Source organism: Saccharibacter sp. 17.LH.SD, assembly GCF_009834805.1.
Taxonomy (GTDB): domain Bacteria; phylum Pseudomonadota; class Alphaproteobacteria; order Acetobacterales; family Acetobacteraceae; genus Saccharibacter.
Genome location: NZ_WVHO01000009.1, coordinates 595,393 through 622,310 on the forward strand (window position 1 = coordinate 595,393; position 26,918 = coordinate 622,310).

Annotated in this window: 21 protein-coding genes and 2 tRNA genes; 14 read left to right on the plus strand and 9 right to left on the minus strand. The window is 50.3% G+C overall.

Translation table 11 applies throughout. From position 1 onward, the window contains the following. Window positions 1-94 precede the first annotated feature (94 nt). Window positions 95-811, minus strand: coding sequence for a cold-shock protein (locus GS501_RS10080; RefSeq protein ID WP_160830547.1), 717 nt, complete (start codon window positions 809-811; stop codon window positions 95-97). Window positions 812-1,058: 247 nt separating this feature from the next. Further along, window positions 1,059-3,170: an ATP-dependent DNA helicase RecG gene (recG, locus tag GS501_RS04055; RefSeq protein ID WP_160830548.1), complete on the minus strand. Its 2,112-nt coding sequence runs from the start codon at window positions 3,168-3,170 to the stop codon at window positions 1,059-1,061. Window positions 3,171-3,275: 105 nt separating this feature from the next. Here recG and mfd point away from each other — a divergent pair, with 105 nt between their 5' ends. Continuing rightward, a complete protein-coding gene (mfd, locus tag GS501_RS04060; protein ID WP_160830549.1) occupies window positions 3,276-6,776 on the plus strand; it encodes a transcription-repair coupling factor in 3,501 nt (1,166 codons plus the stop codon). 220 nt (window positions 6,777-6,996) lie between these two features. Beyond that, the gene (locus GS501_RS04065; protein ID WP_160830550.1) at window positions 6,997-7,476 is read left to right on the plus strand and encodes an Rrf2 family transcriptional regulator; all 480 of its coding nucleotides are present in this window, start codon (window positions 6,997-6,999) and stop codon (window positions 7,474-7,476) included. On the opposite strand, the gene GS501_RS04070 is transcribed toward GS501_RS04065, so the two are convergent. Continuing rightward, window positions 7,473-8,267 carry an RlmE family RNA methyltransferase gene (locus tag GS501_RS04070; protein WP_160830551.1) on the minus strand — a complete coding sequence of 265 codons (795 nt, stop codon included), beginning with the start codon at window positions 8,265-8,267 and terminating at the stop codon, window positions 7,473-7,475. The genes GS501_RS04065 and GS501_RS04070 overlap by 4 nt on opposite strands. Next, on the minus strand, window positions 8,264-9,412 hold the full coding sequence (locus tag GS501_RS04075; RefSeq protein WP_160830552.1) for a Ppx/GppA family phosphatase: 1,149 nt from the start codon (window positions 9,410-9,412) through the stop codon (window positions 8,264-8,266). Before GS501_RS04075 ends, GS501_RS04070 begins: the two co-directional genes overlap by 4 nt. Window positions 9,413-9,564: 152 nt before the next feature. Between GS501_RS04075 and GS501_RS04080 the strand changes: the two genes are divergently transcribed. The 6 genes from GS501_RS04080 to GS501_RS04105 all read left to right on the plus strand — a co-directional run bounded on the left by GS501_RS04080 (window position 9,565) and on the right by GS501_RS04105 (window position 15,697). Then, window positions 9,565-9,638, plus strand: a tRNA-Gln gene (locus GS501_RS04080). 56 nt (window positions 9,639-9,694) lie between these two features. After that, window positions 9,695-9,768, plus strand: a tRNA-Gln gene (locus GS501_RS04085). Window positions 9,769-9,911: 143 nt separating this feature from the next. Continuing rightward, the gene (guaB, locus tag GS501_RS04090) at window positions 9,912-11,402 is read left to right on the plus strand and encodes an IMP dehydrogenase (RefSeq protein WP_160830553.1); all 1,491 of its coding nucleotides are present in this window, start codon (window positions 9,912-9,914) and stop codon (window positions 11,400-11,402) included. Window positions 11,403-11,503: 101 nt separating this feature from the next. Further along, entirely contained in the window at window positions 11,504-12,814 is a 1,311-nt protein-coding gene (locus GS501_RS04095; protein WP_160830554.1) for an RsmB/NOP family class I SAM-dependent RNA methyltransferase, read from the plus strand. A gap of 239 nt (window positions 12,815-13,053) precedes the next feature. After that, window positions 13,054-14,910 carry a sodium:proton antiporter gene (locus GS501_RS04100; RefSeq protein WP_160830555.1) on the plus strand — a complete coding sequence of 619 codons (1,857 nt, stop codon included), beginning with the start codon at window positions 13,054-13,056 and terminating at the stop codon, window positions 14,908-14,910. 88 nt (window positions 14,911-14,998) lie between these two features. After that, the gene (locus GS501_RS04105; RefSeq protein ID WP_160830556.1) at window positions 14,999-15,697 is read left to right on the plus strand and encodes a response regulator transcription factor; all 699 of its coding nucleotides are present in this window, start codon (window positions 14,999-15,001) and stop codon (window positions 15,695-15,697) included. 62 nt (window positions 15,698-15,759) lie between these two features. Here GS501_RS04105 and xth read toward each other — a convergent pair whose 3' ends face one another. After that, window positions 15,760-16,554 (minus strand): exodeoxyribonuclease III, encoded by a 795-nt coding sequence (xth, locus tag GS501_RS04110; RefSeq protein ID WP_160830557.1) that lies wholly within the window; start codon window positions 16,552-16,554, stop codon window positions 15,760-15,762. Window positions 16,555-16,649: 95 nt separating this feature from the next. Between xth and GS501_RS04115 the strand changes: the two genes are divergently transcribed. The 5 genes from GS501_RS04115 to rpmG all read left to right on the plus strand — a co-directional run bounded on the left by GS501_RS04115 (window position 16,650) and on the right by rpmG (window position 21,849). After that, the gene (locus tag GS501_RS04115) at window positions 16,650-17,711 is read left to right on the plus strand and encodes a dipeptidase (protein WP_160830558.1); all 1,062 of its coding nucleotides are present in this window, start codon (window positions 16,650-16,652) and stop codon (window positions 17,709-17,711) included. 271 nt (window positions 17,712-17,982) lie between these two features. Beyond that, on the plus strand, window positions 17,983-19,911 hold the full coding sequence (uvrC, locus tag GS501_RS04120; protein ID WP_160830559.1) for an excinuclease ABC subunit UvrC: 1,929 nt from the start codon (window positions 17,983-17,985) through the stop codon (window positions 19,909-19,911). A gap of 55 nt (window positions 19,912-19,966) precedes the next feature. Next, window positions 19,967-20,536 (plus strand): CDP-diacylglycerol--glycerol-3-phosphate 3-phosphatidyltransferase, encoded by a 570-nt coding sequence (gene pgsA, locus GS501_RS04125; RefSeq protein ID WP_160830560.1) that lies wholly within the window; start codon window positions 19,967-19,969, stop codon window positions 20,534-20,536. A gap of 126 nt (window positions 20,537-20,662) precedes the next feature. Next, entirely contained in the window at window positions 20,663-21,508 is an 846-nt protein-coding gene (locus tag GS501_RS09835; protein ID WP_202405289.1) for a hypothetical protein, read from the plus strand. A gap of 173 nt (window positions 21,509-21,681) precedes the next feature. Continuing rightward, window positions 21,682-21,849, plus strand: coding sequence for a 50S ribosomal protein L33 (gene rpmG, locus GS501_RS04135; RefSeq protein WP_160830561.1), 168 nt, complete (start codon window positions 21,682-21,684; stop codon window positions 21,847-21,849). Between the two features lie 77 nt (window positions 21,850-21,926). Here the strand turns inward: rpmG and GS501_RS04140 are convergent, their stop codons facing one another. Together GS501_RS04140 and eno are read right to left on the minus strand one after the other, a co-directional pair. Then, window positions 21,927-22,256, minus strand: a complete 330-nt coding sequence (locus GS501_RS04140) for a septum formation initiator family protein (protein WP_160830562.1) — start codon at window positions 22,254-22,256, stop codon at window positions 21,927-21,929. A gap of 127 nt (window positions 22,257-22,383) precedes the next feature. Continuing rightward, entirely contained in the window at window positions 22,384-23,667 is a 1,284-nt protein-coding gene (gene eno / locus GS501_RS04145) for a phosphopyruvate hydratase (RefSeq protein ID WP_160830563.1), read from the minus strand. A 110-nt stretch (window positions 23,668-23,777) separates the two neighbouring features. Between eno and GS501_RS04150 the strand changes: the two genes are divergently transcribed. Then, window positions 23,778-24,263: a DUF3429 domain-containing protein gene (locus GS501_RS04150; RefSeq protein ID WP_160830564.1), complete on the plus strand. Its 486-nt coding sequence runs from the start codon at window positions 23,778-23,780 to the stop codon at window positions 24,261-24,263. Window positions 24,264-24,374: 111 nt separating this feature from the next. Here the strand turns inward: GS501_RS04150 and kdsA are convergent, their stop codons facing one another. Together kdsA and GS501_RS04160 are read right to left on the minus strand one after the other, a co-directional pair. Then, complete coding sequence (gene kdsA / locus GS501_RS04155) at window positions 24,375-25,205, minus strand: 3-deoxy-8-phosphooctulonate synthase (RefSeq protein ID WP_160830565.1); 831 nt, start codon at window positions 25,203-25,205, stop codon at window positions 24,375-24,377. After that, window positions 25,202-26,857, minus strand: coding sequence for a CTP synthase (locus tag GS501_RS04160; RefSeq protein ID WP_160830566.1), 1,656 nt, complete (start codon window positions 26,855-26,857; stop codon window positions 25,202-25,204). Before GS501_RS04160 ends, kdsA begins: the two co-directional genes overlap by 4 nt. Window positions 26,858-26,918: the final 61 nt, after the last annotated feature.

Genomic DNA, 26,918 nt, shown 5'->3' on the forward strand with positions numbered 1-26,918 from the left:
GTCTTTCTGGAGAGATAACGTTCTTAAGGGGAAGGCCCCATCAACAAAAAAGCCCCGCAGATTTCTGCGGGGCTTTTCGTGTTACCAACTGAAATTAATCTGTTGTAACTTCTACGGCTTCAGGACCTTTGCGTCCCTGAATAACCTTCATGCCAATAGCTTGCCCATCAGCAAGGGTCTCAATACCAGAGCGCCCCAGAGCGGAAGCATGAACAAAGATATCCTTCCCGCCATCGTCAGGCGTAATGAAGCCAAACCCTTTGGTGCCGTTGTACCATTTTACGATACCACGAACGTCCTCAGCGGAAGACATATCAGGCGCTGCTGAAAAGCGTGGCTGCTGCGCTGGGCGCGGAGCACGTGGCGCAGGCATTGTCTCGGCTGTGCTGGCATCAAGCGAAACGATTTCAGCTACTTGGCGGCCTTTAGGGCCCTGACCAATGCGGACAACCAAGGTCGTGCCAGGAGCGGGGTCAGCGTAACCAGCGTCATTCAGCGTGTTGGCATGGAGGAAGATATCACCACTGCCATCACTCAAACCGACAAAGCCGAAACCACGTTCCGTGTTGAACCACTTAACTGTGGCACCAACTTCGGGTCCGGTTGGGGTAACTTGTGGGCCACCACGTCCGCCACTTGAGCGACGTGGCGCACCGCCACCAAATCCACCACCACCGCTACTGCGTGGCGCGTTATAGCCACCACTGTTACGGTCGTCATAATAAGAGGGCTGGCTCATAAAGTCGCGGTCAAATCCGCCTCCGCCGCGGCGTGAAGAGAAGGAGCTGCGGTCGGTTCTGTTATTTCTCAACGGTCTAGGTCCCGGAAAACTGGGTCAAATAGAAGGGCGCGGCACATAGTCCACGGCCTCCGGGTCATCACTAGGCGGGATGCAAGGCAACCGCCTATAAGGACCGTAACACGGATTCTTTTAAAATAGCCAGAAGAAAAATAACGAAAGTGATATATTCTCAAAGTGATTATTTTTATTGTCGAAACCCTATAGACATTATCTATGGTGAAATAAACAGGAAATGTCATTATTTGTTCATATTTCTTTAACCGGATATGAGGAGCCGCTCAGGGCTTGCACGATCAAAGAGGTACAAAAGCGCTTGTAATGCAGCCCCTCTTGGCCCGGTGAGTTGTGGGTTTTGTATGAGCTCACGTTGCGTGTCATGGGACATTGTATGTGCGAGGAGGGCAAGACGTGTTTCTCCCGTAAGGCGGAAACCAGGCAGGCCCGATTGGCGATTGCCAGCCAAGTCGCCACCGCCACGAATACGAAAATCCTCATCTGCGATGAGAAAGCCATCTTCCGTTTCGCGGAGAAGGCTGAGGCGTCGCTTCCCTGTTAGAGTGGTTTCTTCGCTATGGAGCAGTAAGCAGTAGGAACGCTCACTGCCGCGGCCAACACGTCCACGGAGCTGATGGAGTTGTGCGAGCCCAAAACGTTCTGCTTGCTCGATGAGCATAATCGTCGCGTTAGGAATATCGACTCCAACTTCAATGACGGTTGTCGCAACAAGGAGGCGTGTTTTCCCGTCACGAAAATCATCTAACGCCTTTTGACGCGTTGTTATATCCTGCTTTCCATGGGCGAGTCCGATAATAGGGCCGAAGCGTTTTGTGAGAGTTGCCCAGCGTTCTTCTGCTGCCGCTGCACTTTGTGTCTCGCTATTTTCGATAAGAGGGCAAACCCAGAAAATTTGCTTCCCATTTTTTAAGGCGCGTTCAATCCCTGCGAGAATATCCTCGAACATAGCCATGTCATGGACAGTGGTGTGGATTGGTTGCCGTCCCTTGGGTTTGCTATCGAGCCGGCTAACGCCCATTTCTCCCCATTCCATCAGTTGAAGGGTTCGGGGGATGGGGGTTGCGGTCATAATTAACAGGTCGGTTGCTGCTCCTTTATTACTGAGTTTCATCCGTTGTTCGACACCGAAACGATGTTGTTCATCAATGACGGCTAGTCCGAGATTGGCAAAGGTAACGCCTTCTTGAAAAAGAGCGTGCGTGCCGATGATGATTTTGGCGGATCCTTCTGCAATGCGCATGAGGGCATATTGTCGGGCTTTGCCTTTGATGCTTCCACTCAGAAACACACTGGAGACAGGGGCCAAGCGTGCAAATGTTTCGGCATGTTGTTGGGCAAGAATTTCTGTTGGCGCCATCAGAGCGGCTTGGGCACCCGCTTCGACCGCTTGTAGCATTGCCATCAGCGCAACAAAGGTTTTTCCTGATCCGACATCGCCTTGCAATAAACGAACCATAGGCGATGGTTTTTCCATGTCCGCGGAAATTTCAGCAATGGCGCGCTCTTGCGCTTGCGTCGGTGGGAAGCCGAAGCGTTCTCGTGCTTGTATTTGAAGGGTTCCATCCCCGCGAAGCGACCGGCCCGGGCGTTGTTGGGCTTGATTGCGGGCGAGACCGAGACACAGTTGGTCAGCGAGCACTTCATCCGCCGCAAGGCGCGCGCGGGCACGTTCTAAAAAGGGGGCAGGGTCTTTTCCTTCCGAAAGCTCAGAAAGGAGAGAGGCGGGTTGATGCATCCATGTGAGTGCTTCTTTAAAACTCGGCCATGTGTTCTTCGTGACGAAAGCTGGATCATGCCATTCTGGTAAGTCAGGAAGGGCGTCAAGCGCACTGCTCATGGCGCGTCTTACCGTGGAGGGGAAAAGCCCTGCCGTAAGGGGCCAAACAGGTTCCAGCCATGGGAATGTTTGGCGTTTTCCCCAGGGGTGGAGATGGTCAGGGCGGGAGAGGGTGAGGCGGTCCTGAAAAAATGTGACTTTGCCTGACACAAGGAGTTCGGTCCCTTGAGTAGGGAGCGGAAATTTCCCCTTTTGGAAAAAGGCAATATCCAGAGAGCCTGTTTCATCCTCCGTGACGAGAACCGTTGGTTGGGAAGGACGGCTAGGGCGTCGGATAGCGGTGACGCGAACACGGGATGTCAGAATATCGCCGTGAGCAAGGTTCCGTCCTTCAGCAATGCTTATGAGATGTCGGCGATCAATGAGTTTTTCTGGTAATGTAAAAAGTAGGTCAATAACGCGTCGGCCTTCGCTGATTTTTTCAAGCAAAGAGGCATGGCGTGGTCCAACGCCTGGAAGCGTTTTAAGAGGCGCTAAAAGTGGGGTGAGCACGCTAGACGGCGGAAGAATGGACATAAACGTTCTGACCAAGGCCTTTGGGCTGACAGAGTGAGACGAGATGGCTATAGAGTAACTTCATTATAACTCAACACGGAACTCTTGCCTAAGAGGGGCTTGCCCATGCCAGCTGATACATCCCTTATCGCGTCTTTTGGTCCGACGGTGTGGGGGGTGCCAGAAGGGTCTGTCGCTTTTTTGTTACGACAGCGTTTGGCGGAACATCAAGGGCCATTACTGCATGTTGCGCGTGATGATGCGTCTATGGCTTCTTTGGCAGATATGCTGGCGTGGCTTGTGCCTGAGGTTGAGGTGTTGCGTTTTCCCGCGTGGGATTGCTTGCCTTATGACCGTGTTTCGCCGAACCCAGCATTGGTCGCTGAACGCGCAGCAACATTGAGCCGGTTGTTAGAGCCTGCACCTAAAGCAGGGCGTATTGTGCTCACAACCGTTCATTCCTTGCTGCAACGGGTACCGCCGAGAGCTGTTTTCGAAGGGCAGTCCATTCATATCCGCGTTGGGGAGATATTGGATGCCTCTATGTTAGCTGAGCTGCTTATAGGGCACGGTTATACGCGGGTCGATACGGTGATGGATCGCGGTGAGTTTGCAACGCGTGGGGGGATATTTGATCTGTTCCCAGCAGATGCAGGAGAGCCCGTTCGATTAGATTTATTTGGCGATGAAGTCGAAAATATCCGGGCCTTTGATGCCGCGTCACAACGGTCAACGTCTGAGCTAAAAGAGTTTCGTCTCTCGCCTGTCTCTGAATATGCGTTAGATGCTGCCAGCATCAGCCGGTTTCAGACAGGGTGGCGTGATGCTTTTGGGGCGGGTGCCTTGCAAGATGTTCTGTATCGGCAGCTTTCAGAGGGGCGCCGTGCTGCAGGGGCGGAGCATTATCTTCCACTTTTTCATGATGGTGATGGCCATCATATGGAAACGCTGCTGGATTATTTGCCTCAAGTCGCGCTGAGTTTTGAGCGTGATACGCCAGAGATTCTCGCCAATCGTTTAGAAATGATTGCGGACCATTATCAGGCACGATGTGCGGCAAAGCTGGAAGGAGAAATGCCTTATCGTCCCTTGCCGCCACATCGCTTATATTTGAATCAACATGGTTGGGGTAGCATGTTGAAAGACCGTCCTGCGGTGATTTTAGCCCCATTTGCTCAGCCTGATGAGGGGCAAGGCCTTGATGCAGGATATCGACCAGGTCCTGTTTTTGCGAGTCTTGGTGGCGCGGCACGAGAAGGTGTTTTTGAGGCCTTTGGCCGTCAGGTAGAAGAGTGGGCTAAAGCGGGGCGACGCACATATGTAACGGCTTGGAGCCGTGGCTCACAGGAGCGCATTGCGCATTTGTTGCAAGAGCATGGTGTTAAGGCGGTTCAATTTCACAATTGGGCAAAAGCCGCGGGAATGCCCAAAGGCGAGGTTGGGCTTGTTGTTCTAGGATTAGAACGTGGTTTTGTTGCGGATCGACAGGTTTTTGTTTCTGAACAAGATCTTTTAGGGGAGCGTATTTCCCGCCCGCCACGTCGCCGGCGCAAAACAAGTGATTTTATTACACAGATTGGCGAAATCTCCGATGGCGACCTGGTGGTGCATGAGGAATATGGCATTGGGCGCTACGTGGGGTTAGAGACGGTTACGGAAGGCCGTGTTGCGCATGACTATCTCTCTATTCTCTATGATGGAGAGCAGCGCCTTCTTCTCCCGGTAGAAAATATTGATCTCTTAAGTCGTTTTGGGTCAGATCACGAGACAGCGCAGCTTGACCGCCTAGGGGGGACGGCATGGCAAGCGCGTAAAGCGAAGATGAAAACGCGTTTGCGCGAGATGGCGAGTGAGCTGATTCGCACAGCTGCCGCGCGCGCCATGAAGCAAGCGCCGCTCATGGTCCCGGAAGAGGGATTATGGGACGAATTTTGCGCACGTTTCCCCTATGTCGAGACGGATGATCAATCGCGCGCTATTGCTGATGTTCTCGAGGATATGAATAGCGGCCGCCCGATGGATCGCCTCGTCTGTGGTGACGTTGGGTTTGGAAAAACAGAAGTGGCGCTAAGGGCGGCTTTCGTGGCGGCTCTATCGGGTATGCAGGTTGCGTTGGTTGTCCCGACGACATTGTTGGCTCGCCAGCATTATCAAGGTTTCAAACAGCGTTTTGAAGGGATGCCGGTCAAGATAGCCCAGCTCTCACGTATGGTAACGGCTAAAGAAGCGACAAAAGTAAAGGAAGGGCTGGCCGACGGGTCAGTTGATATTGTGATCGGAACGCATGCTCTTTTGGCAAAGAGCGTTTCTTTTAACCGCCTTGGGATGCTGATCATTGATGAAGAGCAGCATTTTGGCGTGTCGCATAAAGAAAAGCTTAAGGCATTACGAGAGGATGTGCATGTTCTAACGCTTTCAGCGACACCTCTGCCGCGCACCTTACAGCTCTCACTCACGGGTGTGCGTGAGATGAGCTTGATTGCTACCCCGCCGACGGACCGCTTATCGGTTAGAACATTTATAACCCCCTTTGATCGTGTGATGATCCGTGAGGCCATTCAGCGTGAACGTTTTCGAGGAGGGCAGATTTTCTGCGTGGTGCCGCGTCTGACAGATATGCGGCATATGGCAGAGCGCCTGAAGGAGATTGTGCCGGATGCTAAAATTACAGAAGCACATGGGCGCCTAACGCCGACAGAACTTGAAAATGTCATGACGGAATTTTCTGAAGGAAAATACGATATCCTTCTTTCCACCAATATTGTGGAAAGTGGGTTGGATATGCCGGCGGTGAATACCATTATCATTCACCGTGCGGATATGTTTGGGCTTGGGCAGCTTTATCAGTTACGTGGGCGTGTAGGGCGTGGCAAACAACGTGGTTATGCGTACCTCACATGGCCACAGGCGCATGTCTTGTCGGCGTCATCCATCAAGCGGCTTGAAATTATGCAGACGCTTGATTCATTGGGGGCTGGGTTTACGCTCGCGTCTCATGATTTGGATCTTCGTGGTGCTGGGAATCTACTAGGGGAAGAGCAGTCAGGGCATATTCGTGAGGTCGGCATTGAGCTGTACCAGCAAATGTTGCAGGAGGCTGTGACAGATCTTCGCAATAGTCGCGGGAAGGAACTGTTAGAGGATGAAAGTTGGACGCCAACGATCATTCTTGGTTTGCCTGTGCTGTTGCCAGAAAGCTATGTGAAGGATCTTTCAGTACGTCTGGGGTTATATCGCCGTATTGCGAACCTGAAAGATGAAGCTGATGTTGATGCAATGCGCGTTGAGCTGGTGGATCGCTTTGGGTCCTTGCCTGAAGAAGTTCAGAACCTGCTTGATGTTGTGATGATTAAGAAAATGTGTCGCGAAGTAGGGGTGGAACGCGTAGAGGCTGGACCGAAGGGAATGGTGCTTCAGTTTCGAGGGAATCACTTTGCGAATGCGGATGGGCTTATCCGCTGGGCCGCCAGAAATCAGCGTGCTGGTGTGAAGATCCGTCCTGATCAAAAATTGGCTATTGTAAGGGAAATGACGAATGCCGTGCGGATCAGTATGGCTCGTAAAATACTGACGTCATTACAGAAGCTTCTTCAAAAAGGGGCGGAGAAAAAGCGTGAAGCAGCATAGAACTTCTATGCTGCTTTGGAGGCTCCTCGGCTCCTGAATATGGAGAGAAAATTTGTGACAGAATGACGCACAAAGACGCGCAAAATGTATAATTATGTACAATGCGTTAATGTGATTTCGTCAATGCACCCAAGAGAAAAAATCTATAGGCGAAGGGGGCGGCATGTGATGAGGTGCCTAGGTGCAGCGATTTTGTCCGTTACAGGGGGAGGGGCGCACAGTGCGACTGACACTTCATACCGACTATGCCTTTAGGACATTGATCTATCTTGAGACACAGAAAGATCGTCTTGTTTCGATTAGCGAAATCGCCCGTCTTTATCAGATTTCAGAGAGCCATTTGATAAAGGTCGTTCATCGCTTGAGCAAGCGGGGGGTTGTGCAGGCCTTTCGGGGACGCAAGGGTGGAGTCCGTCTCGCTCGACCGGCCCATGAGATCTATTTGGGTGATGTGATCCGTTGTATAGAGGATGATCTCCCGCCTGCAGCGTGTTTGCAAGCGCAAGAACTACCTAAAGGGTGTTTGCTCGTAGGTGGATGTCGCCTCAAACAAACCCTTATCAAGGCGCAACATGCCTTTATGGATGTGTTAGACGAGGTAACATTGGCAGATGTTACTGCCCGGCATGAACGGACTGTGTTAATGCAGACCGTTCATGCCATGCAGGAAGATTTGATGATGCCGTCTTTAATGGATTAATCGATATTTTCGCCGTGGAATCCTTGCGCGACCACGTAAAGTTCACTTGACTCTTTACGAGAGGCAGGGGGTTTTACGTGGTGAACGGTTTTAAAATTTCGCTTCATAATCGTGAGCATGTCTTTTTCTGACCCACCCTGAAACACTTTGGCAATAAACGTACCATTGGGGGCGAGAATTTTCAGCGCAAAATCAAGAGCATTCTCTGCTAGGCTGACAATCCGAATATGATCTGTTGCTGCGTGGCCTGTTGTATTAGGGGCCATGTCAGACATGACAATATCCGCTGCGCCACCAAGCATCTCTTGTAGTCGCTGTGGCATAGCATCATCCATAAAATCCCCTTCGATGATTTCTGCACCATCAACAGGATCTACAGGTAAGAGATCAACACCAACAACAATACCTGCTTGTCGTTTAACGGCAATTTGCGCCCATCCGCCGGGGGCAGCCCCTAAATCAATAACACGACAACCGGGGGAAAAAATGTGGAAGCGATCATCTATTTCAATCAGCTTAAAGGCGGCACGTGAGCGCCAGCCATGCTGGCGCGCGGCAACAACATAGGGATCATTCAGTTGCCGGTTGAGCCAACGTTGTTGGGCCGGTGTACGACCGCGTGCTTTTTTGAGCCTGACGCTGGGGTTGCGTAGTTGCTTGGATGAGGCTGAATCATCTTTCGGGTCGCGCGTGCCCGGCGTGCGTGACTGGCGGAGCGGCTTCCCTGGAATGCGCGGTGGGGAAGAAGAGGGGCCACGTGATGATGGAGGGGTCTTTTTTGACGAACTCATGATGGAACAGCAAAAGCTCCTGGGGGTAAATAGGAAGAAGAAGGGCGACGATGACGTCGCGATGTTTTCCGGCGTTGTTCACGGGCCATACGCACCACCATACCATCACGCAACCCACGGTCAGCAATCATGATACGATCGGTTGGCCATAGAGATTGAATAGCATCGAAAATGGCACATCCGAAGAGTACCATGCTCGACCGACGTCGGCCTATGCAGGGATGGCGTGCAATGAGGTCGAGGGGCATATCATATAATTTTTTGAGGGCATGCACTAATGTTTGTCGGCCAAGGGAAAGACCGTCAATAAGGGAGCGGTCATAATGACCCAACTCCAGGGCGACGCTGGCTAAAGTTGTCACCGTGCCAGACGTGCCGATCATGCGGACGTTTCCTTTTTCAATATCCCGGCGAATACAGTGTACATCTTCGAAAGCGCGTAATGTTTGCGTTGCTTGTTGGAAAGCAGCTTTATAAGCGTCCTGTATAGGGAGATGTGCAAAACGCTCCGCAAAAGAGGCTGCACCAAGTTTAATGCTGGTTGTGCCAATGAGGTAATGGCGAGAGGATGCGTGATCAAGGCGTATCCATGAGAGCTCTGTGGAGCCACCACCAATATCGAAAAGCAAGGCGCGGTTTGGTAAAAATCCTTCTCCATTGACCACAGCCATAGGAAGCCATGGGTCTATAAAACGAGGGTGGACACCTAGGAGCGGAGAGCAGCTTTCAAGGGCGAGTTCTGCTTCTTCACGACTGCTGATGATCCGGAGGGCAAGACCTGTCTCACGTCGTGCTCGTTCAATAAAATCATGCGCATTGGCTGCGCGACGGCATGCTTCTGTTGTAACGGCGCGTATTCCGGCAATGGGCCAGCGTTTCAAACGTTGTACATAACGCTTCAGTGTTGCTAGAGTACGGGACATGGCTTCCTCGGTAAGGAAGCCATTGTGGTTAAGACCTTCCCCTAGCTGGACGGGCCGACTACAGCGTTCTAAAACGTGAACTTTATTATGAGAGTAGCGCGCTACCAGCAGACGACAGCTGGTCGTTCCAAGGTCAATAGCGGCATAAATGGCTGAAGAGGAAGCGCGTGTAAAAGAGGGCAACGCTTTCTGAGAATGAACATTTCGTATGTGAGGGGGCATGTGGGAAGTTACCTTTCGCCCATTAGTGAGCAGGCAGAATGGAATGGTATGGTGCTGTATGTAAAGAAAAATCCAAAACTATGAAAAAACATTTCATGCTCCCTCTTGCATTATAGGCATCCTCTCGATAGAAATCCCGAGCATACCGACTTTGGGAGATAGTTTAGCGGTAGAACTACCGGCTCTGACCCGGTCAGCCCTGGTTCGAATCCAGGTCTCCCAGCCATTTTGACATGGTCGAGATTACGATCTCGGATTGTAGGCTGTAGGAAGTCGCTATGATGGGAGATAGTTTAGCGGTAGAACTACCGGCTCTGACCCGGTCAGCCCTGGTTCGAATCCAGGTCTCCCAGCCATTTCTTTAATCTTCAGAAAATTAATAATCTTCCTCTTCCCATGAGGGGGTGTGCTGCGTTATAAAGCCCCGCCAACGGCCAGAGCGCCTTGGCCTCTGGTTTATTTATCGTCATCGCGAGATGTGTGAACAGGGGGCAAGGGAATGACCGATTTCAAAAATAACAATCCACTCTACGGGCGTGTGCGGGATGCGTTGGCTTTTGATGATGTTCTCGTCCAGCCTGCTGCGTCATCTGTTCTTCCCGCGCAAGTGTCCACCCAGACACGTTTAACACGCAAATTGGGGCTCAATATTCCTTTGCTTTCTTCCGCTATGGATACGGTGACGGAAGAGGGCATGGCTATCGCCATGGCGCAGCAAGGTGGCTTGGGTGTTATTCATAAAAATTTGAGCGTTAAAGAGCAGGCTGAGCAGGTCCGGCGTGTTAAACGTTTCGAAGCGGGTATGGTGGTTAATCCTGTGACGGTTGGCCCGGATCAAACACTCGCTGAAGTGAACGCGATCATGAAGCGCTACGGTTTTTCTGGTCTTCCTGTTGTCGCAGAAAAAGGTCATTTGGTTGGAATTTTGACCAATCGTGACATGCGTTTTGCCAGCGATCCTCATCAGCGCGTGCGTGAATTGATGACGCATGAGAAGCTGGTAACAGTGCAGAATGGTGCATCCCCTGAAGAGGCTCGGGAGTTGCTCCATCGTCATCGGATTGAAAAACTTCTCGTCGTTGATGATGAAGGCCGTTGCGTTGGTTTGATTACGGTGAAGGATATGGACAAAGCGACGGCTTATCCATTGGCCGTGAAAGATGCCAAGGGAAGTTTGCTCTGTGCCGCGGCTATTGGTGTCGGTGCAGATGGATCGAGACGTGCTGAAGCTTTGGTGAATGCGGGGGTAGATGTTCTCGTGATTGATACAGCGCATGGTCATTCACAAGGTGTATTGAAGACGATTGCTCAGTTGCGTGAGCGTTATCAGGATGTTCAGTTGATTGCTGGCAATGTGGCCACACCTGAGGGGGCGCAAGCCTTGATTAAGGCGGGTGCTGATTGCGTAAAGGTTGGTATTGGTCCTGGTTCTATTTGTACGACACGTGTTGTGGCAGGGGGTGGTGTTCCTCAGTTCTCCGCTGTTTTGGAAACAGCGGCGGCTTGTCATGAGCTAGATATTCCTGCGATTGCTGATGGTGGTATCCGTACGTCTGGCGATATCGTGAAAGCGATTGGCGCAGGGGCTGATGCTGTCATGGTAGGATCATTGCTTGCAGGGTGTGAAGAAAGCCCTGGTGAGACCTTCTTGTATCAGGGCCGTTCGTACAAAGCCTATCGTGGAATGGGCTCCATGGGCGCGATGGCAAATGGTTCTGCCGATCGGTACTTCCAGGCGGAAGTTCGTGATACGTTGAAGCTTGTTCCAGAAGGTATTGAAGGACAAGTCCCTTATAAGGGTCACATGGCGGCTGTTGTTCATCAATTGGTCGGCGGTCTGCGCGCGGGAATGGGGTATACGGGGTCGGCTGGAATAGCGGATCTTCAAACAAATGCTCAGTTCCGTCGTATTACCAATGCAGGTTTGCGTGAGAGCCATGTTCATGATGTGACAATTACGCGTGAGGCTCCAAACTATCATCTTGATTAAGGGAGCTTAAGGCTTCCGAGCCGTTTGTAGAGAGAAGAAGTTTTTTGTCCCTTCGGGCTTTCCCTCTTTTCTCTGCTGACGAAACCGGGTAGGCGGGGGACATGACCCCCGCTGCTCGTCTTTCTGGTGCGATTGATCTGCTTTGTGCGATTCAAAATGCGCCCCATCGTCCCGCTGATGCGGTTGCTAACAGTTTTTTTCGTGAACGCCGCTACATTGGCGGTGGTGACCGTCGCGCAATTTCTAATATAACGTGGGATGTATTGCGCTCTTGGCGCCGTCTGCATTGGCATTTACGTGCAGATGTGAAGGAGCGCCATAGTGACGTGTCACCGCGTCTTCTGTGCGGTGGTATGGTTCTTTTTTCGGGGAAAAGCCTGCGAGATGTGCAGGAGCTCTTTAGTGGCGAGCGTTATGCCCCTTCGGTTCTCACGCAACGTGAAATAGTCATGTTGCAAGGGCTTGAGGGAGAGGCGTTGACCGTAGAGAGGCAGCCTCTTGCGGTTCGTTTGGAAATTCCTGATTGGATTATGCCTTATCTGCAAGCTGACTTTGGTGATCGGCTTGAGGAAGAAATGGCTGCGTTGCTTGAATCTCCTTCGCTGGATTTACGCGTGAATCTTCTCAAGTCTTCCCGTGCGGGGGCTATGAAAGCATTGCAGCGTGAAGGCTTCGATGTTGAGGAGACACGTTATTCTCCTTGGGGTATGCGCCTAGAAGGACGCCAGCCTGTGACATCGTCACAGACATTTCGTGATGGTGTGGTCGAAATTCAGGATGAAGGAAGTCAGCTTATTGCTGCGGCGATAGGTGCACAGCCAGGACAGCGCATTCTGGATTACTGTGCTGGTGCTGGGGGGAAAACACTTGCACTGGCGATGACAATGGAAAATCGTGGGCAAATCGTTGCCTGTGACGTGTCACGTGTGCGTCTTGATGGTGCCGTAAAAAGATTACGGCGTGCAGGGGTGCATAATGTGATGCGTCACTTGCTCGTGTCAGGTGATAAGTGGGCGAAGCGTCGTGAAAAGAGCTTCGATACGGTTCTAGTGGATGCACCATGTTCTGGTACGGGGACATGGCGGCGTAACCCGGACGCGCGTTTACGCCTGACAGAGCAAGATATTCAGGAATTATGTGTCAAACAGGCGCATATTATAGAGATTGCTGCGCGACTTGTGCGCCCAGGTGGGCGGTTGATTTACGCAACATGCTCCTTATTGAGTGTTGAAAATTATAAGCAAGTTTCAGCTTTTCTAGAGAAGCATCCAGACTATCAATGGCTGTCTCCTGAACAAGGGTCTGCTTTGTTACCAGAAGCGTTACGTCAAAAAGCACATTTTGCTTTAACGCCCTATCAGCATGGTACGGATGGATTTTTTGTCTCTATTCTCCAGAAGCAATCGCCATAATTCTGATGAAATAGGGTGATCTAACTCGGTACTACTCTTTGGGTATTCGATAGCAGCAGAGGAGCTATCGGAGACAATAGTCTCCTGCTATGTTATAAGCGCATATCAGGATATAATTCGATGTACAATGTCGATCGTGATGGTTAAGGTCTCCTGGTCGACAGGATGGCGAGACGATGTGTGCCGCGGAATAAGCACCTAAAGAGTGATTCTGGCCGAAAGGGGGACAGCGCACCTATATGCAATACGATATTCTTCTCGGTGTAGTGACAACATTTGGTGCGGGGATGCTCGCGCAATGGGTGGCATGGCGCTTTAAGCTGCCAGCGATTGTTCTTTTATTCGCTTTAGGTCTGCTTTTTGGTCCCGTCATGGGATGGCTCCATCCTTCAGAAGCTCTGGGGGGAGCATTCCGCCCGATGGTATCAATGCTGGTGGCATTGATCGTGTTTGAAGGTGGGATGGCCCTTGATATCCGTCAGCTTCGTGAGGCAGGCGAAGGTGTTGCGCGCCTCACGATGCTTGCTTTGCCGATCAATTGGATTCTTGGGGCTCTCGCGGCACATTATATTGCCCACCTTGAATGGGGAATTTCGTTTTTATTTGGTGCGATTGTTGTCGTAACTGGCCCTACAGTTGTGTTGCCTTTGTTGCGAAGTGCAAAATTGAAGCCACGGGTGGCGGCATTCTTGCGGTGGGAAGCAATTGTTAATGACCCGTTGGGAGCCATTCTTGCCGCAGTTGTGATGCAGGTCTTGATTCTGCATGTTGATTTTCAAAATGGGCTCTTTTTTACAAAAACACTGCCAAACATCTTGATTGCGGGAGCCATTTCGATCGCAGCAGGTATTTTACCAGCTTATTTGATGCGGTTTCTCTTCACCCGGGATCTGATGCCGGAGCTTTTGAAAGCGCCCGTATTGCTGTCGATGGCATTGGTGATTTTTGAGCTTTGCACGCTTGAGATAGAAGGAGCAGGCCTCATTGCCGTAACGGTGTTTGGGATGGCATTAACCAACCTGCACATTCCGGGTATGAACGAGTTGCGGCGTATCAAAGAGTCTCTTGTTGTTCTTATGGTCTCTGTGCTGTTTATTCTATTAACAGCTGATCTGCATCGTGATGTTTTAGCACGGTTGTCTGTGCCGATCGTTTTATTGACGCTTGCCGTTATGTTTGTTGTGCGTCCATTGGGTATTTTCCTCTCCACACTCGGTGGGACGGCCACGACGTGGCAGGAGCGTCTTTTTGTTGGGTGGATTGCCCCACGTGGGATTGTGGCTGCGGCCGTGGCCGGGGCTGCGGGTATTCGCCTGAGTGAGGCGGGCTATGCATCAGCAGACCTTGTCATGCCTGCTGTGTTTGCTGTCATTGCGGCGACGATGCTGTGCCATGGTTTTTCCTTAGTGCCGCTTGCACGTGCTTTAAAACTGACCTTGGTCAATGAATCAGCCATAGCTATTTTGGGAAGTAGTACGTGGTCGGCGAATTTGGCGCTGTGTTTGCGTAAAGCAAAGGTGCCGGTGCTGCTTATTGATAATAATGCACGTGACCTTATGAAGGCCGCCCGTGATGGTGTTCCCGTGCTCAAAGCGGAGTTGCTTTCTGACCATGGGCAGGAATCTTTGGAAGAACGTCCTGTTGACTATCTTATCGCAACCACGGGTGATGGGATTTATAATGGGATGGTGTGCGGGCATTTAGCCCCACATATGGGCCGTCAGCGTGTGTTTCAAATTAGCCCTGGCGTGGCACGTCTTGATTTGTATCGTGGGCTTTCAAGGGATGCCCGCGGAAGAGTTTTGGGCGAGCCATCGTGGAGCTATTCATTTTTTGACACACTCTTTAGTCGGGGATGGCGCTTTGTTAGCCGTTCTATGACAGAGGAAGATGTTCAGAATTTTAAGCAGGATGAAAACCGTCTTGATATTCTTTTAGTCAGGCGAGGAACCGGCATTCTCATTCGTTCTGCTGAAGATTCGATCCATATTACGCCAATGGCAGGAGATATCATGGTGTCTATGGTGCAAGAAGTGGAAGCGCCTGTGGAGAAAAAGGAGACGGTAAGCCTCCCTTCCGAAGCATTGTCGGGCTAGGTTCAAAAAAGTTCCACATCGTGTATGACTTGTAGGCTTTTGATAAAGAGATAAAGTCATACTGCGATGTGTGAGGCCAGGGGGAGATATGAGTAGTCGTCATTTTGTATTTATTGTGAATAGTGACGATACATTAAGGCTCCAACTGAAGGAGTATATCTGTCAGGAAGAGAGCCTAGAAGTCTTTAGTGTTGCGACCTGTGAAGAAGTGAGACAAATTTTTGCAGATGGTGAGCAGCGCGTTGATCTCCTTTTGATGGCGGATACGCTTTCCGATGGAGATGGTATTGAATTCTGTCAGGAGTTACGCCTGATTGGTGTAAAAATTCCCATCGTTATGATGACGGATTCATATGACGAAGAACATATCGTCAAAGGGTTGGATTCCGGTGCGAATGACTATGTTATTAAACCCTTTCATTTCAAAGAATTACTGGCACGTTTGAGAGCTCAATTGCGTGCTTTTGATACAAGTGAAAATGTTGTTTTTGATATAGGTCCCTACATCTTTAGGCCATCATTCAAGCAATTAATTGACCCAAACAAAGGGTACCGTATTCATTTGACAGAGAAAGAAACGGCGATCCTGAAATATTTATCCCGAGCGGGGCATCAGCCTGTTAGCCGTCAAATATTATTGGATAAAGTGTGGGGCTATAATGCGACTGTGACAACCCACACATTAGAGACCCATATTTATCGGCTGCGCCAGAAAATAGAGCCGGATGCGACACGGACGTCGTTACTCATGACAGAAGGCGGAGGTTATCGCCTAAAAATGGATTAACGCTGAGAGCGGGCGATATATTCTGTAGGTCAAGGGGCGCAGTAATGGCGCCCCCTTTTGTATTAAAGTTCAAGATCGAGAAGCACAGGAACATGGTCGGAAGGACTGTTCCAATCGCGTATATCCTTCAGCACATCAATGGATTTGAGGGCAGGTAAAAGGTCAGGCGTGAGCCAGACATGGTCCAGTCTACGTCCTCTATTAGATTTTTTCCAATCCCGATTGCGGTAAGACCACCATGTATAGAGCTTTTCAGTCGCTGGGATGACATGACGCATCGCATCTTCAAAACCGGTTTCGAGCCATTTTTGTAAGCGTTCGGTCTCTGGTGGTGTGTGGCTGACAATTTTGAGAAGCTGGCGGTGACTCCAAACGTCATTTTCAAGGGGAGCGATATTGAGGTCACCAACAAGAATACTGCGCGTTGGAGGGTTTTTCTGAAACCAGTGTGTGACTTCTTCAATAAAAGAAAGCTTATGCGCGAATTTGTCATTCACATGAGGGTCAGGGATATCGCCTCCAGCGGGAACATAGAAATTGTGAAGCTGAAGCGGTTTTTGATGTGTTTCAACAAACGCAGCAATATGGCGGCAATCTTCTTTATGACACCAAGTTGGCGTTGTTTCGACGAGCTCTAGTGGCAAGCGTGAGAGGATGGTTACCCCATTATAGCTTTTCATGCCGCGATAAAGCTGATGGGTATAGCCAAGCTCTTTGAGGGCTTCGAAGGGAAAGAGAGGGTCGGGAACCTTCGTTTCCTGCAAACAGAGTATGTCAGGGCTGTATTCATCCACAAGACGCTGGACAAGAGGAAGCCGCAAGCGAAGAGAATTAATATTCCATGTAAGAAGACGCATGGGCTTCTGATGCCCTGAATCTCTTTTTTGATGCAAGGGGGTTGTGAGATTGTATGAGGGGCGCAATGTAGAAAAGACACAGTGTGAGGAATTTTATGACACAGCCGCCTCTTACCGCCTTTGATACGCATATTGATATTCCATGGCCAGAACGGACAGCTGACGGATTGCCAGCATGGGAAGGTGGAGCACGAGAGGATGTGTGGTCTGTGGAAACAGCGCGTCGTTTCACGGTTCCTAAAGCGCGACAAGGACAGGTGGGGGCGGTGTGCCTGGCGGCTTATATTCCTCAAGCTACTTTAAATACGGCAGGCATAGAGGCAGCCTGGCGACGGACACAGGCTATGTTGGATGTTATTCATCAGATTTCGTCTGGAGGGCAGGCTGAAGACGTTCGTCTTTGTCGTACAGCAACAGAGATTCGATCCGCCATTGAGGGCGGTGCGTTGGCCATTGTACCTGTTGTTGAGAATGGCTATGGTATTGGGGATCATCCAGAGCGTGTTGCCTATTTGGCGCAGCATTACGGTATTCGGTACATTACGTTGACGCATAATGGTCATAACCAGTTGGCCGATGCTGCCGTTGCGCGTGGTGAGGATGCACGGAAGTATGGTGGCTTATCGGATTGTGGTCGCGCTGTTATTGTTGAAATGAATCGCCATGGTGTTCTTGTGGATGTGTCTCATGCGTCCAAAGAAACCATGATGCAGGCGAGTGAGCTCTCTTCGACACCGGTTTTTGCGAGCCATTCATGTGCTAGAGCGTTATGTGACCATCCGCGTAATCTTGATGATGAGCAGTTGGATCGTTTGCGTGAAACGGGAGGGGTTATTCAGGTGACGGCTATGGCTCCTTTCCTCCGTCGGGGGGGGGGTGGAACGTTAGAGGATCTTGTGCGCCACATAACTTATATTGCGGGGCGTATTGGTGTGGAGCATGTTGGCTTTTCATCAGACTTTGATGGTGGCGGTGGGATTGAAGGATGGCAGGATGCGAGCCAAACCCATCACGTGATGCGAGCCTTACAGGAGGCTGGTTTTAGTCGAAATGAGTGTTACGCCTTATCAGGAGGTAACATGCTACGTCTTCTAGAAAAGTCCGAGGAAGTGGCAGATGGTATTGTGTCAAGGGGGAGTAACGGCCTTTTCACGTAAGATCCTTAAAAATTGTCCACTATTTTTTTCGTGAATGGGATTGACATGAATAGGAAGAGGAGAAGGAATCAGAAAAGAGTGATGGAAAGAGAATTGGAGTAAGAATTGTTTATTTTCATAGAGTTAAGTCTTTTGATTAAAAATTAGGCAATCTGAAGCCGAGAAAGAAAAAGCCTGCCTTGTGTGAATCTGCCCTGAGAGTATTCACAGGGTTGTCCACAGGAATAGTGGATGAGTGGCGTAGGGCGCCCTGTGTTAGGTTCGTGATGATATGGAAGAGAGAGGCACAACCATAGAGGAGCAAGAGAGAAAGCATGGGGTGGCGGTTATTAAAGAGCAGCTCCGCCATATTCCAGAAAGCCCAGGGGTTTACCGTATGCTTGGGGCTAAAGGAGAGGTGCTCTATGTTGGAAAGGCTCTAAGTCTTAAAAAGAGAGTAGCATCCTATACACGCATAGGACGTTTAGAAGAGCGTATTCGTCTTATGGTCTCCCTTACGGCCGATATGGAAATCGTCGTTACCAGGACCGAGGCTGAGGCTCTTCTTTTAGAAGCGAACTACATTAAAAGGATGAAGCCTCGTTTTAATATTCTGCTGCGTGACGATAAAAGTTACCCGTGGCTTGTGTTGACGGGGGGGCATCCTTTTCCCCGTCTCATGAGGCAGCGTGGTAAACCGCTTAAGGGGGCAACCTATTGGGGGCCTTTTGCATCCTCTTGGGCTGTTGATCAGACGATACAGGTGATCCAGCGTTCTTTCTTATTAAGGACATGCACGGATACTGTGTTTTCATCACGGAGTCGTCCGTGTCTTTTATATCAAATCAAGCGTTGTTCAGCGCCATGTGTAGAGCGTGTTTCAGCTTCTGAGTATGAGGCGTTGGTGAAGCAAACACGAGCGTTTTTGGGGGGCGGGGGACGAGAGCTTCAGCAGCAATTAACGCGTGAAATGGAAAAGGCCTCTGAGGCCATGGCGTATGAGCAAGCTGCATTGATTCGCGATAGAATCCGTGCCTTTGCGAGTTTGCGTGCGTCTAATGCGATTAACCCAACGACGATTGATGAAGCGGATGTTGTGGCCTTATGGCAGGCGGCTGGTCAGACTGGGATACAGGTATTTTTCATCCGAGGAGGACGAAATAACGGGAACCGTGCCTTTTATCCTCTTCATGATACGAACGAATCAGCGACATCGGTGTTAAGTGCTTTTTTGTTGCAATTTTATGATGATAAGCAGCCGCCAGCTCAGATTGTCACAAATATTAAACTTGCTGAGCATGAGCTTCTTGAAGAGGCGCTGTCTCTCAGAAAGGGGCGGAAAGTAGAGATCATTTATCCTCAGCGTGGGGATAAAAAAGAAGTTCTAGATCATGCTGTTTTAAATGCGCGCGAGGCATTAGAGCGTAAATTGGCCGAAAATGCTGGTCAGAAACAACTTCTGGAGGGTGTTGCGCAGCTCTTTCATCTTCATAAGATTCCTTCTCGGATAGAGGTGTATGATAACTCCCATTTAATGGGGCAAGCGCCTTATGGTGTGATGATTGTGGCGGGGGCTGAAGGCTTCATAAAGCGCGCCTATCGTAAATATTCCATTCGTGGCCCTGTGGCGCCAGGGGACGACTTTGGAATGATGAAAGAAGTGATGATGCGCCGTTTTGCCGTGACAGCAAAAGTAGAAGATAATGTTTCGACCCCAGAAAATAGGCCTGATCTTTTGTTGATTGACGGAGGGAAGGGACAAGTCAGCGCTGTAACGCAGATGCTTGCAGAAATGGGAGTAGAAGGAATCCCAATTGTTGGGATAGCAAAAGGGGTTGATCGTAATGCTGGGCGTGAATGGTTCTTTGCTCCTGGGCAGGAGCCCTTTCAGCTGCCGCAACGAGATCCCGTATTATACTATCTTCAGCGATTACGTGATGAAGCGCATCGTTTCGCCATTACAACCCACCGGACGGGGCGTTCTAAGCTGCTTACGCGTTCTGGCTTAGATGATGTGCCTGGGATTGGACCGATCAGAAAGAAGGCGCTTTTGACGCGGTTTGGGTCTGTTAAAAATGTGATTCAAGCCACAATAGAGGAGTTGAGTCACGTACCAGGTATTAATCGAGAGCTTGCAGAGAGTCTTTATGGCCATTTTCATCCAGAATGGGTAAGAAAGGGGGGTGCCCTTGTTGATCAACATAAAAGAGATGAGGCATGATACTTCTTGGAAAAAATTAGATAATTTTCATACATAGCCCCCTGGATAAAAGTGGATGCTGACAGACCTTCCGAATATTTTGACGCTTTTACGTATTGCGGCCATCCCTGTTCTTATTGGGTTGGTTGCAAACCAGTCGGGTGGGATGGATGTCCTGGCTTGGGGGGTCTACATTGTTGCTTGTGTAACGGACTATCTTGATGGAGCCTTGGCGCGTAGCCGTGGCCAAATGTCGGATTTAGGGCGTATGATGGACCCGATTGCTGACAAGATGTTGGTTGGGGCTCTATTGCTTATGCTGGCCGGGATAGGGCAGCTTCGCCTTTTTTCTCTCTATGCGGCGATCATAATTATGCTACGAGAGATTGCGATTAGCGGGCTGCGGGAATACATGGCGACATGTAATGAGAAGGTGCCTTCCACACAGTTAGCCAAATGGAAAACGGCGATACAAATGTTTGCCATTGGCTTCTTAGTGCTTGGAGATAAAGGCGCAGCAATACTCAATCTTTCCTTTATTCCATGCGTTTATATTGGAAGTGTTTTGCTGTGGCTGTCTGTTATTCCAACAGTTCTAAGTGGATGGGGATATTTACGGGCTGGTTTTACGCGTATGAATGTGTAAAATCACATTGATTACGTTTTATATTGATATAAAAACAATGGCTTCCAGATAATGGTGGAGTTGTTGTTTTTTTGATACCAGTAGTGGTATCTTTCGCGAAACGACTTGGGGCAAAAGAGAGGTGGAATGAAGAAGGTCGCCGTCCTGATGCTGTGTCTTGCGGCGAGCGGGTGTTCGGGCCTCGGAAAGCATATTGGGGATACCTCCTGGATATTTGGTGGTGATCCTAATATGCCCCATGGCGACAGTGAGACGTTTCGCCGCGTACGGGGTGAGGCGGTCACGGAAACACCGCTCATGGCGCAGAAGGACGATATATGGCCTGGTCAGCCTGACGCTGTGCCAACGATTCAGGATGTTAACAATCCGAACAGTCACTTCAGTCATTTGTTTCGTAACTCTCTTGGTGATCTTAATGAGGACCTCGATGAGCAGTTATTGGCGAATGGTGAAGCACTTTCTATGGGAGAAAGTGTAGAGACGCGCCATGGTGTTCAGAGGCGGAGTACGGCAATCGGCCCGGCTCTTCCTTCTCATGTGACGGATCATGCCCCCAATTATCTAGAGGGGCCTAATCGCGATACGGTGGCTATTCCTAACGGGGATGGTACGACGACACTTGTCGCGCCTAATGGTTCTGTTCGTGTTGTAAGAGGCGATCCATCACTTATTGCCAAACACAATAAATTGGCCACGGCTTCTAGAAAAAGACGGGCGAAACGGGCATATCGCCAGGTGACGCCAGAAGAGAACATGCCAGAGGAGGCAACTAAGACAGAGATAGCACGTCCTCATAAGCATAGGCATCATCACCATCGGGTAAAGCAAGAGAGCCCATTGGAGGAGAAGCCTGTCACAGAGACAGAGGGAGTGTCTCCGCATCATAAACATCATCATCACCGTCATCATCGGATTAAACATCGGGACCATAGTTCTGATGGGGATCTGTATTATCGTGAAACAACGCTGTGATAGTGGGGTTTTTAGTCTCTTGAGGTAAGATATAGGGCAGGGAGGACGTTTCTTAGGCGAGAAAGACTTGACCTTGAGAGCACAACGCATCATTCTCCCCTCCCAAACAGTGGATGTCCTGCTTGAGCGAGAATGAAGCGGCATCCTTAATGCGGCAGTAGTTCGAGGGTATTATGGCCAAGACAAATGTTATCCAGATCCGTCTCGTTTCATCAGCGGAGACAGGTTACTTCTACGTGACGAAGAAGAATGCACGTTCTGCTACAGGTAAGATGGAAGTACGTAAGTATGACCCTGTTGTGCGGAAGCACGTTGTTTTCCGTGAGGCGAAAATTAAGTAATTTCGCCTTGTTTCGTTAGAAAAAGCGGCCATATAGGCCGCTTTTTTTGTATTAAATTCAAATTGTTTTACTCGTTTTTAATAGAGACGGTCATGCTCGCCGTAGGGAACGATAATATCGCCTTCTTGAGCACTGTTAAGCATGGCTCGGCTGCGTTCATCAAGCATGTCCGAATCAAGGGCGTTCTCCCCTAAAGCCGCGACACGCCGGTGCCAAATATCTTGTTCTTGATGCGCGTCGTGGAGGGCTAATTCTGCTTGGTCGCGGAGTTTTAGCTGACTCTGATAGGCTTTAACACCATGGGCACCATTAAGCGTATTCCAGATAAAATAACCTGTTAGGAATAGGAAAATGGCAGGGGGGAGGATATTCCGTATTCCCTGCCTAAGAACCATGAAAGCATTCATTTATCAGAATCCTCTGAGTGCAGCGCCTTGAACCCTTTTATAAGCTCTACAGAGGATAATGGTAAAAAAAAAGCCCCTGCATTAAGCAGGGGCTCCACTCACCGTATTGATAGAGTGATGACTCTACTTAGTGATGAGTTTTTAGGATGCTACGGCCAGCGTATTTAGCGCTCGCACCGAGTTGTTGCTCAATGCGGATAAGCTGGTTGTATTTTGCCATACGGTCAGAACGAGACATGGAGCCTGTTTTGATTTGCCCTGTGTTCACAGCAACAGCAAGATCCGCGATTGTGGAGTCTTCTGTTTCACCAGAACGATGGCTCATCACTGTTGTGTAACCAGCGCGCTGTGCCATTTGAACAGCATGCAACGTCTCAGAAAGTGAGCCAATCTGGTTCACCTTAACGAGAAGTGAGTTAGCAACGTGTTTCTTGATACCTTCTTCTAGACGAAGTGGGTTTGTGACGAAAAGATCATCACCAACCAGCTGGAGGCGGTGGCCAAGGCGCTTTGTAAGCTCTGCCCAACCTTCCCAGTCATCTTCAGCCAAACCATCTTCGATAGAAACGATTGGGAAGCGGTTGCTGAGGTCTTCAAGGTAAGACACCATCTCGCTGGAAGAGAAGCTCTTGCCTTCACCCTTCATTTCATAACGACCGTTCTTGTAGAACTCGCTAGAAGCGCAATCCAGGGCAAAAGTAATATCTTCACCGAGGCGATAACCAGCGTCTTTAACAGCCTTAGAAATGTATTCCAGGCCTTCCTGCGTTGATTTCAGGTTAGGTGCGAAACCACCCTCATCACCAACCGCTGTATTCAAACCGTTGGCAGCAAGATCTTTCTTCAGGTGATGGAAGATCTCAGACCCCATACGGATTGCTTCAGCAATAGAAGACGCACCGACAGGCTGGATCATGAACTCCTGAAAATCGATGCTGTTGTCAGCATGCTCACCACCGTTGATGATGTTCATCATAGGAACAGGCATCACGTGAGCAAAAGTGCCACCGACATAGCGATACAGAGGAAGGTCAAGCTCTTCTGCTGTAGCGCGGGCAACAGCAAGAGAAACGCCCAGGATGGCGTTGGCACCTAAACGGCTTTTATTTGGTGTGCCATCTAGGTCAATCATTGCTTGGTCGATAGCGAGCTGATTTTCAGACTCGAAACCACGAAGCTTCTCAACGATTTCCGTGTTGACGGCGTTAACAGCTTTTAGAACCCCTTTGCCGAGGAAGCGTTTCTTATCACCGTCGCGAAGTTCAACTGCTTCGTGAGCACCGGTGGATGCGCCTGAAGGAACAGCAGCGCGACCAACGACACCAGAGGCAAGTTCAACATCTACCTCAACAGTCGGGTTGCCACGGCTGTCCAGGATTTCACGGGCGGTAATATCAATAATGGCGCTCAAGGGAACTCTCCTGACTCTATACGGCGAGGTCAGCCCGGCCTATGATCAGCCCGGGTCACCCCGCTAACGTCTTATTTCAGTCTCAAAATCGGCGCCCGAGGTCAATTGACATGAAGCCTTTTCCTGTCACAGCAGCCATGTTTCTTTTGCTTGGCGGTCTTTTTGGTTTATCTATGGGAGGATGGCTCTTCTTGGCCGGTGTCCTCACATCGTTGCCACATCTGAGCTTGATATTGCTGGCTTATGGGGGCTGTTTCTTGGCTTTTCAGGGGGCAATCCATTGGGGGTTAACCGCCGAAAATCCAGATATTATTCCTCCGCAAGGAATGGGGCCTATTGAGCGGAAAAGGATTCTTTTAGGCAGCATATTTTTCCTATGGGGATGGGTCTCGTTGTGCGTTGGTTTGCTCTATACCCCGCAAAGTGGCTACTGCATGGAAATTGTTGGGTTTGTTGGTGGTTATGCATTGGAACGAGTCGCTGCGCGGCGTGGGCAATTATTGTCACAGGGGCTTCTGCTCATAAAAGCCGTATTTTCTTTTCTGATGGTGCTTGGGCTCATATTCGCTCTTATATCGCCGCAGGGGCGCTTTTAACGCTTACGTCACATCATCCAGGCTATGAACGGGTAAAGCGCGCCCTAGCCCTCTTGCGGGTCTTAGCAAGAAGGTCAAAGAGTTTGTGGGCATGACGATTCTTTTTAAATCTTATCTCGGAGATGGAGATTCTTTTACGAAATCATCTAGTGCTTTGAGACGTTGGAGAAGGGCGCGCATATGCTCCAACGGGATCATGGTTGGCCCATCGCTCGGTGCATTGTCGGGGTCTTGATGTGTTTCAATGAACAAAGCGGAGACGCCCACAGCGAGGGCTGCACGCGCGAGGGGCTCAACGAAAGAGCGTTGTCCTCCTGTTGCTGTCCCCAATTTCCCTGGTTCCTGCACGGAGTGCGTCGCATCGAACACGACAGGAAAGCCTGTGGCGGCCATAATCGGCAACGCACGCATATCATTGATGAGATTGCCATACCCAAAGCTTGTGCCACGCTCACATAAAAGGATGCGCTTATTTCCCGTGGAGGTGAGCTTCTCAACGATATTTTTCATATCGTGCGGGGCAAGAAACTGACCTTTTTTGACATTAATGGCACGTCCTGTCTGTGCTGCGGCGAGTAGAAGGTCAGTTTGGCGGCATAAAAACGCGGGAATTTGCAAAACATCGACGGATTCAGCCGTTTGAGCGCATTGCTCCGCTGTGTGGACATCCGTCAGGACGGGCACAGAAAAGCGCTGACGTATCTCTGAGAGGATCGCAAGGCCCTTCTCCATCCCAACCCCTCGAGCCCCCTGGAGAGAGCTACGATTGGCCTTATCGAAACTGCTTTTATAAATCAGGGGAACATTAAGTTCATGGCAAAGGCTGGTGAGAGCCTCTGCCATGAAAAGAGCATGGTCACGCGACTCGATTTGGCACGGGCCTGCGATAAGCGTGAAAGGCTGATGCGGGCCTATGGTGAGCGAGCCGAGTTGGAATGTCACGATGACTGACCTTGCGCTGTTTGCCGTTTGAGGCGGTTTTGCTTTGCTGCTTCCACAAAACTCACAAAGAGGGGATGGGGGTCGAAGGGTTTTGAAAGCAGTTCAGGATGGTACTGCACGCCGATGAACCAGGGATGATCCGCGTATTCCACAACTTCAGGGAGTACACCATCAGGGGACATGCCTGAGAAATGGAGAGACGCTTTTTCCAACACATCACGATAATGAAGGTTAACTTCCCAGCGGTGACGATGGCGCTCACGCACTTCTGTGCGGCCGTAAATCTGGGCGACGCGTGATCCTTCTGCGAGCTTCGCCGTGTAAGCCCCTAGACGCATCGTTCCACCGAGATCTCCACCTTCGCGGCGACGCAACAGCTCGGTGCCTTGTGCCCATTCTGTCATAAGGCCAACAAGTGGTTCGCTGGTTGGACCAAATTCCGTTGACGATGCTTTACTGAGGCCTGCCAAAGAACGCGCACACTCAATGACAGCCATTTGCATCCCGAAGCAAATGCCGAGGAATGGAATTCCATTTTCACGAGCATGGCGGACCGCGTTGATTTTTCCTTCAGAGCCGCGTGCTCCGAATCCACCTGGAACCAGGACGGCGTCTGCACCCTGCAGGAGCGCTTCAACATGCTCTGGCTTATCAAGCTCCTCAGAATCGACCCAATCCATGCGCACACGAACGTTTTGCGCGATTCCTCCGTGCAACAAAGCTTCGGCGAGTGATTTGTAGCTATCAAGGAGGGCGGTATATTTACCCACGATGGCGATTCTTACTTCGCCTTTCGGTTCTCTAATGCCCCGTACGATACGTTCCCAGCGTGACAGATCTGGAGACTCTTCATGCGGTAAACCGAAATAGCGGAGGACTTCACGGTCCATTCCCTGCTGATGGTATGCAATTGGGCAGGCGTAAATGGTATCAACGTCTAAAGCAGCAATAACAGATTCTGGGCGAACATTGCAGAAATTAGCAATTTTCTGGCGTTCATTTTGGGGGATGGGTCGGTCTGACCGACACAGGAGAATCTGTGGCTGTAGCCCAACATTCTGTAATTCTTTGACGGAATGTTGCGTTGGTTTGGTTTTTAACTCACCCGCAGAGGGGATGTAGGGAAGAAGGGTCAGATGCACGCACATGGTCTGGTCGTAGCCGAGATCATTGCGGAGCTGGCGAATCGCTTCCAGGAAGGGAAGACTCTCGATATCTCCGACCGTTCCCCCAATTTCAACGATGACAAAGTCATAACCATCTGTGCCAGAGACAACGGCCTCTTTGATGGCGTCTGTAATATGGGGGATGACCTGCACGGTGGCACCCAGATAATCACCACGCCGCTCTCTGGCGATGACATCTGAGTAAATACGCCCAGTCGTAGCGTTATCAGACCGTCGGGCATGAACACCTGTGAAACGTTCATAATGGCCAAGGTCAAGGTCAGTTTCAGCACCATCGTCGGTGATGAAAACTTCACCATGCTGATACGGACTCATCGTACCTGGATCAACGTTCAGGTAGGGGTCGAGCTTCCGCATGCGGACCTTATGCCCACGGGCTTGGAGGAGGGCAGCTAATGCTGCCGAGGCGATACCTTTACCGAGGGAGGAAACAACCCCGCCGGTGACAAATACAAAGCGCGTCATGGGAGGTCTTTATATACTGAAGACAGGGGCAGGGGGAAGCAGCAAGTCATGCTGATTCCCA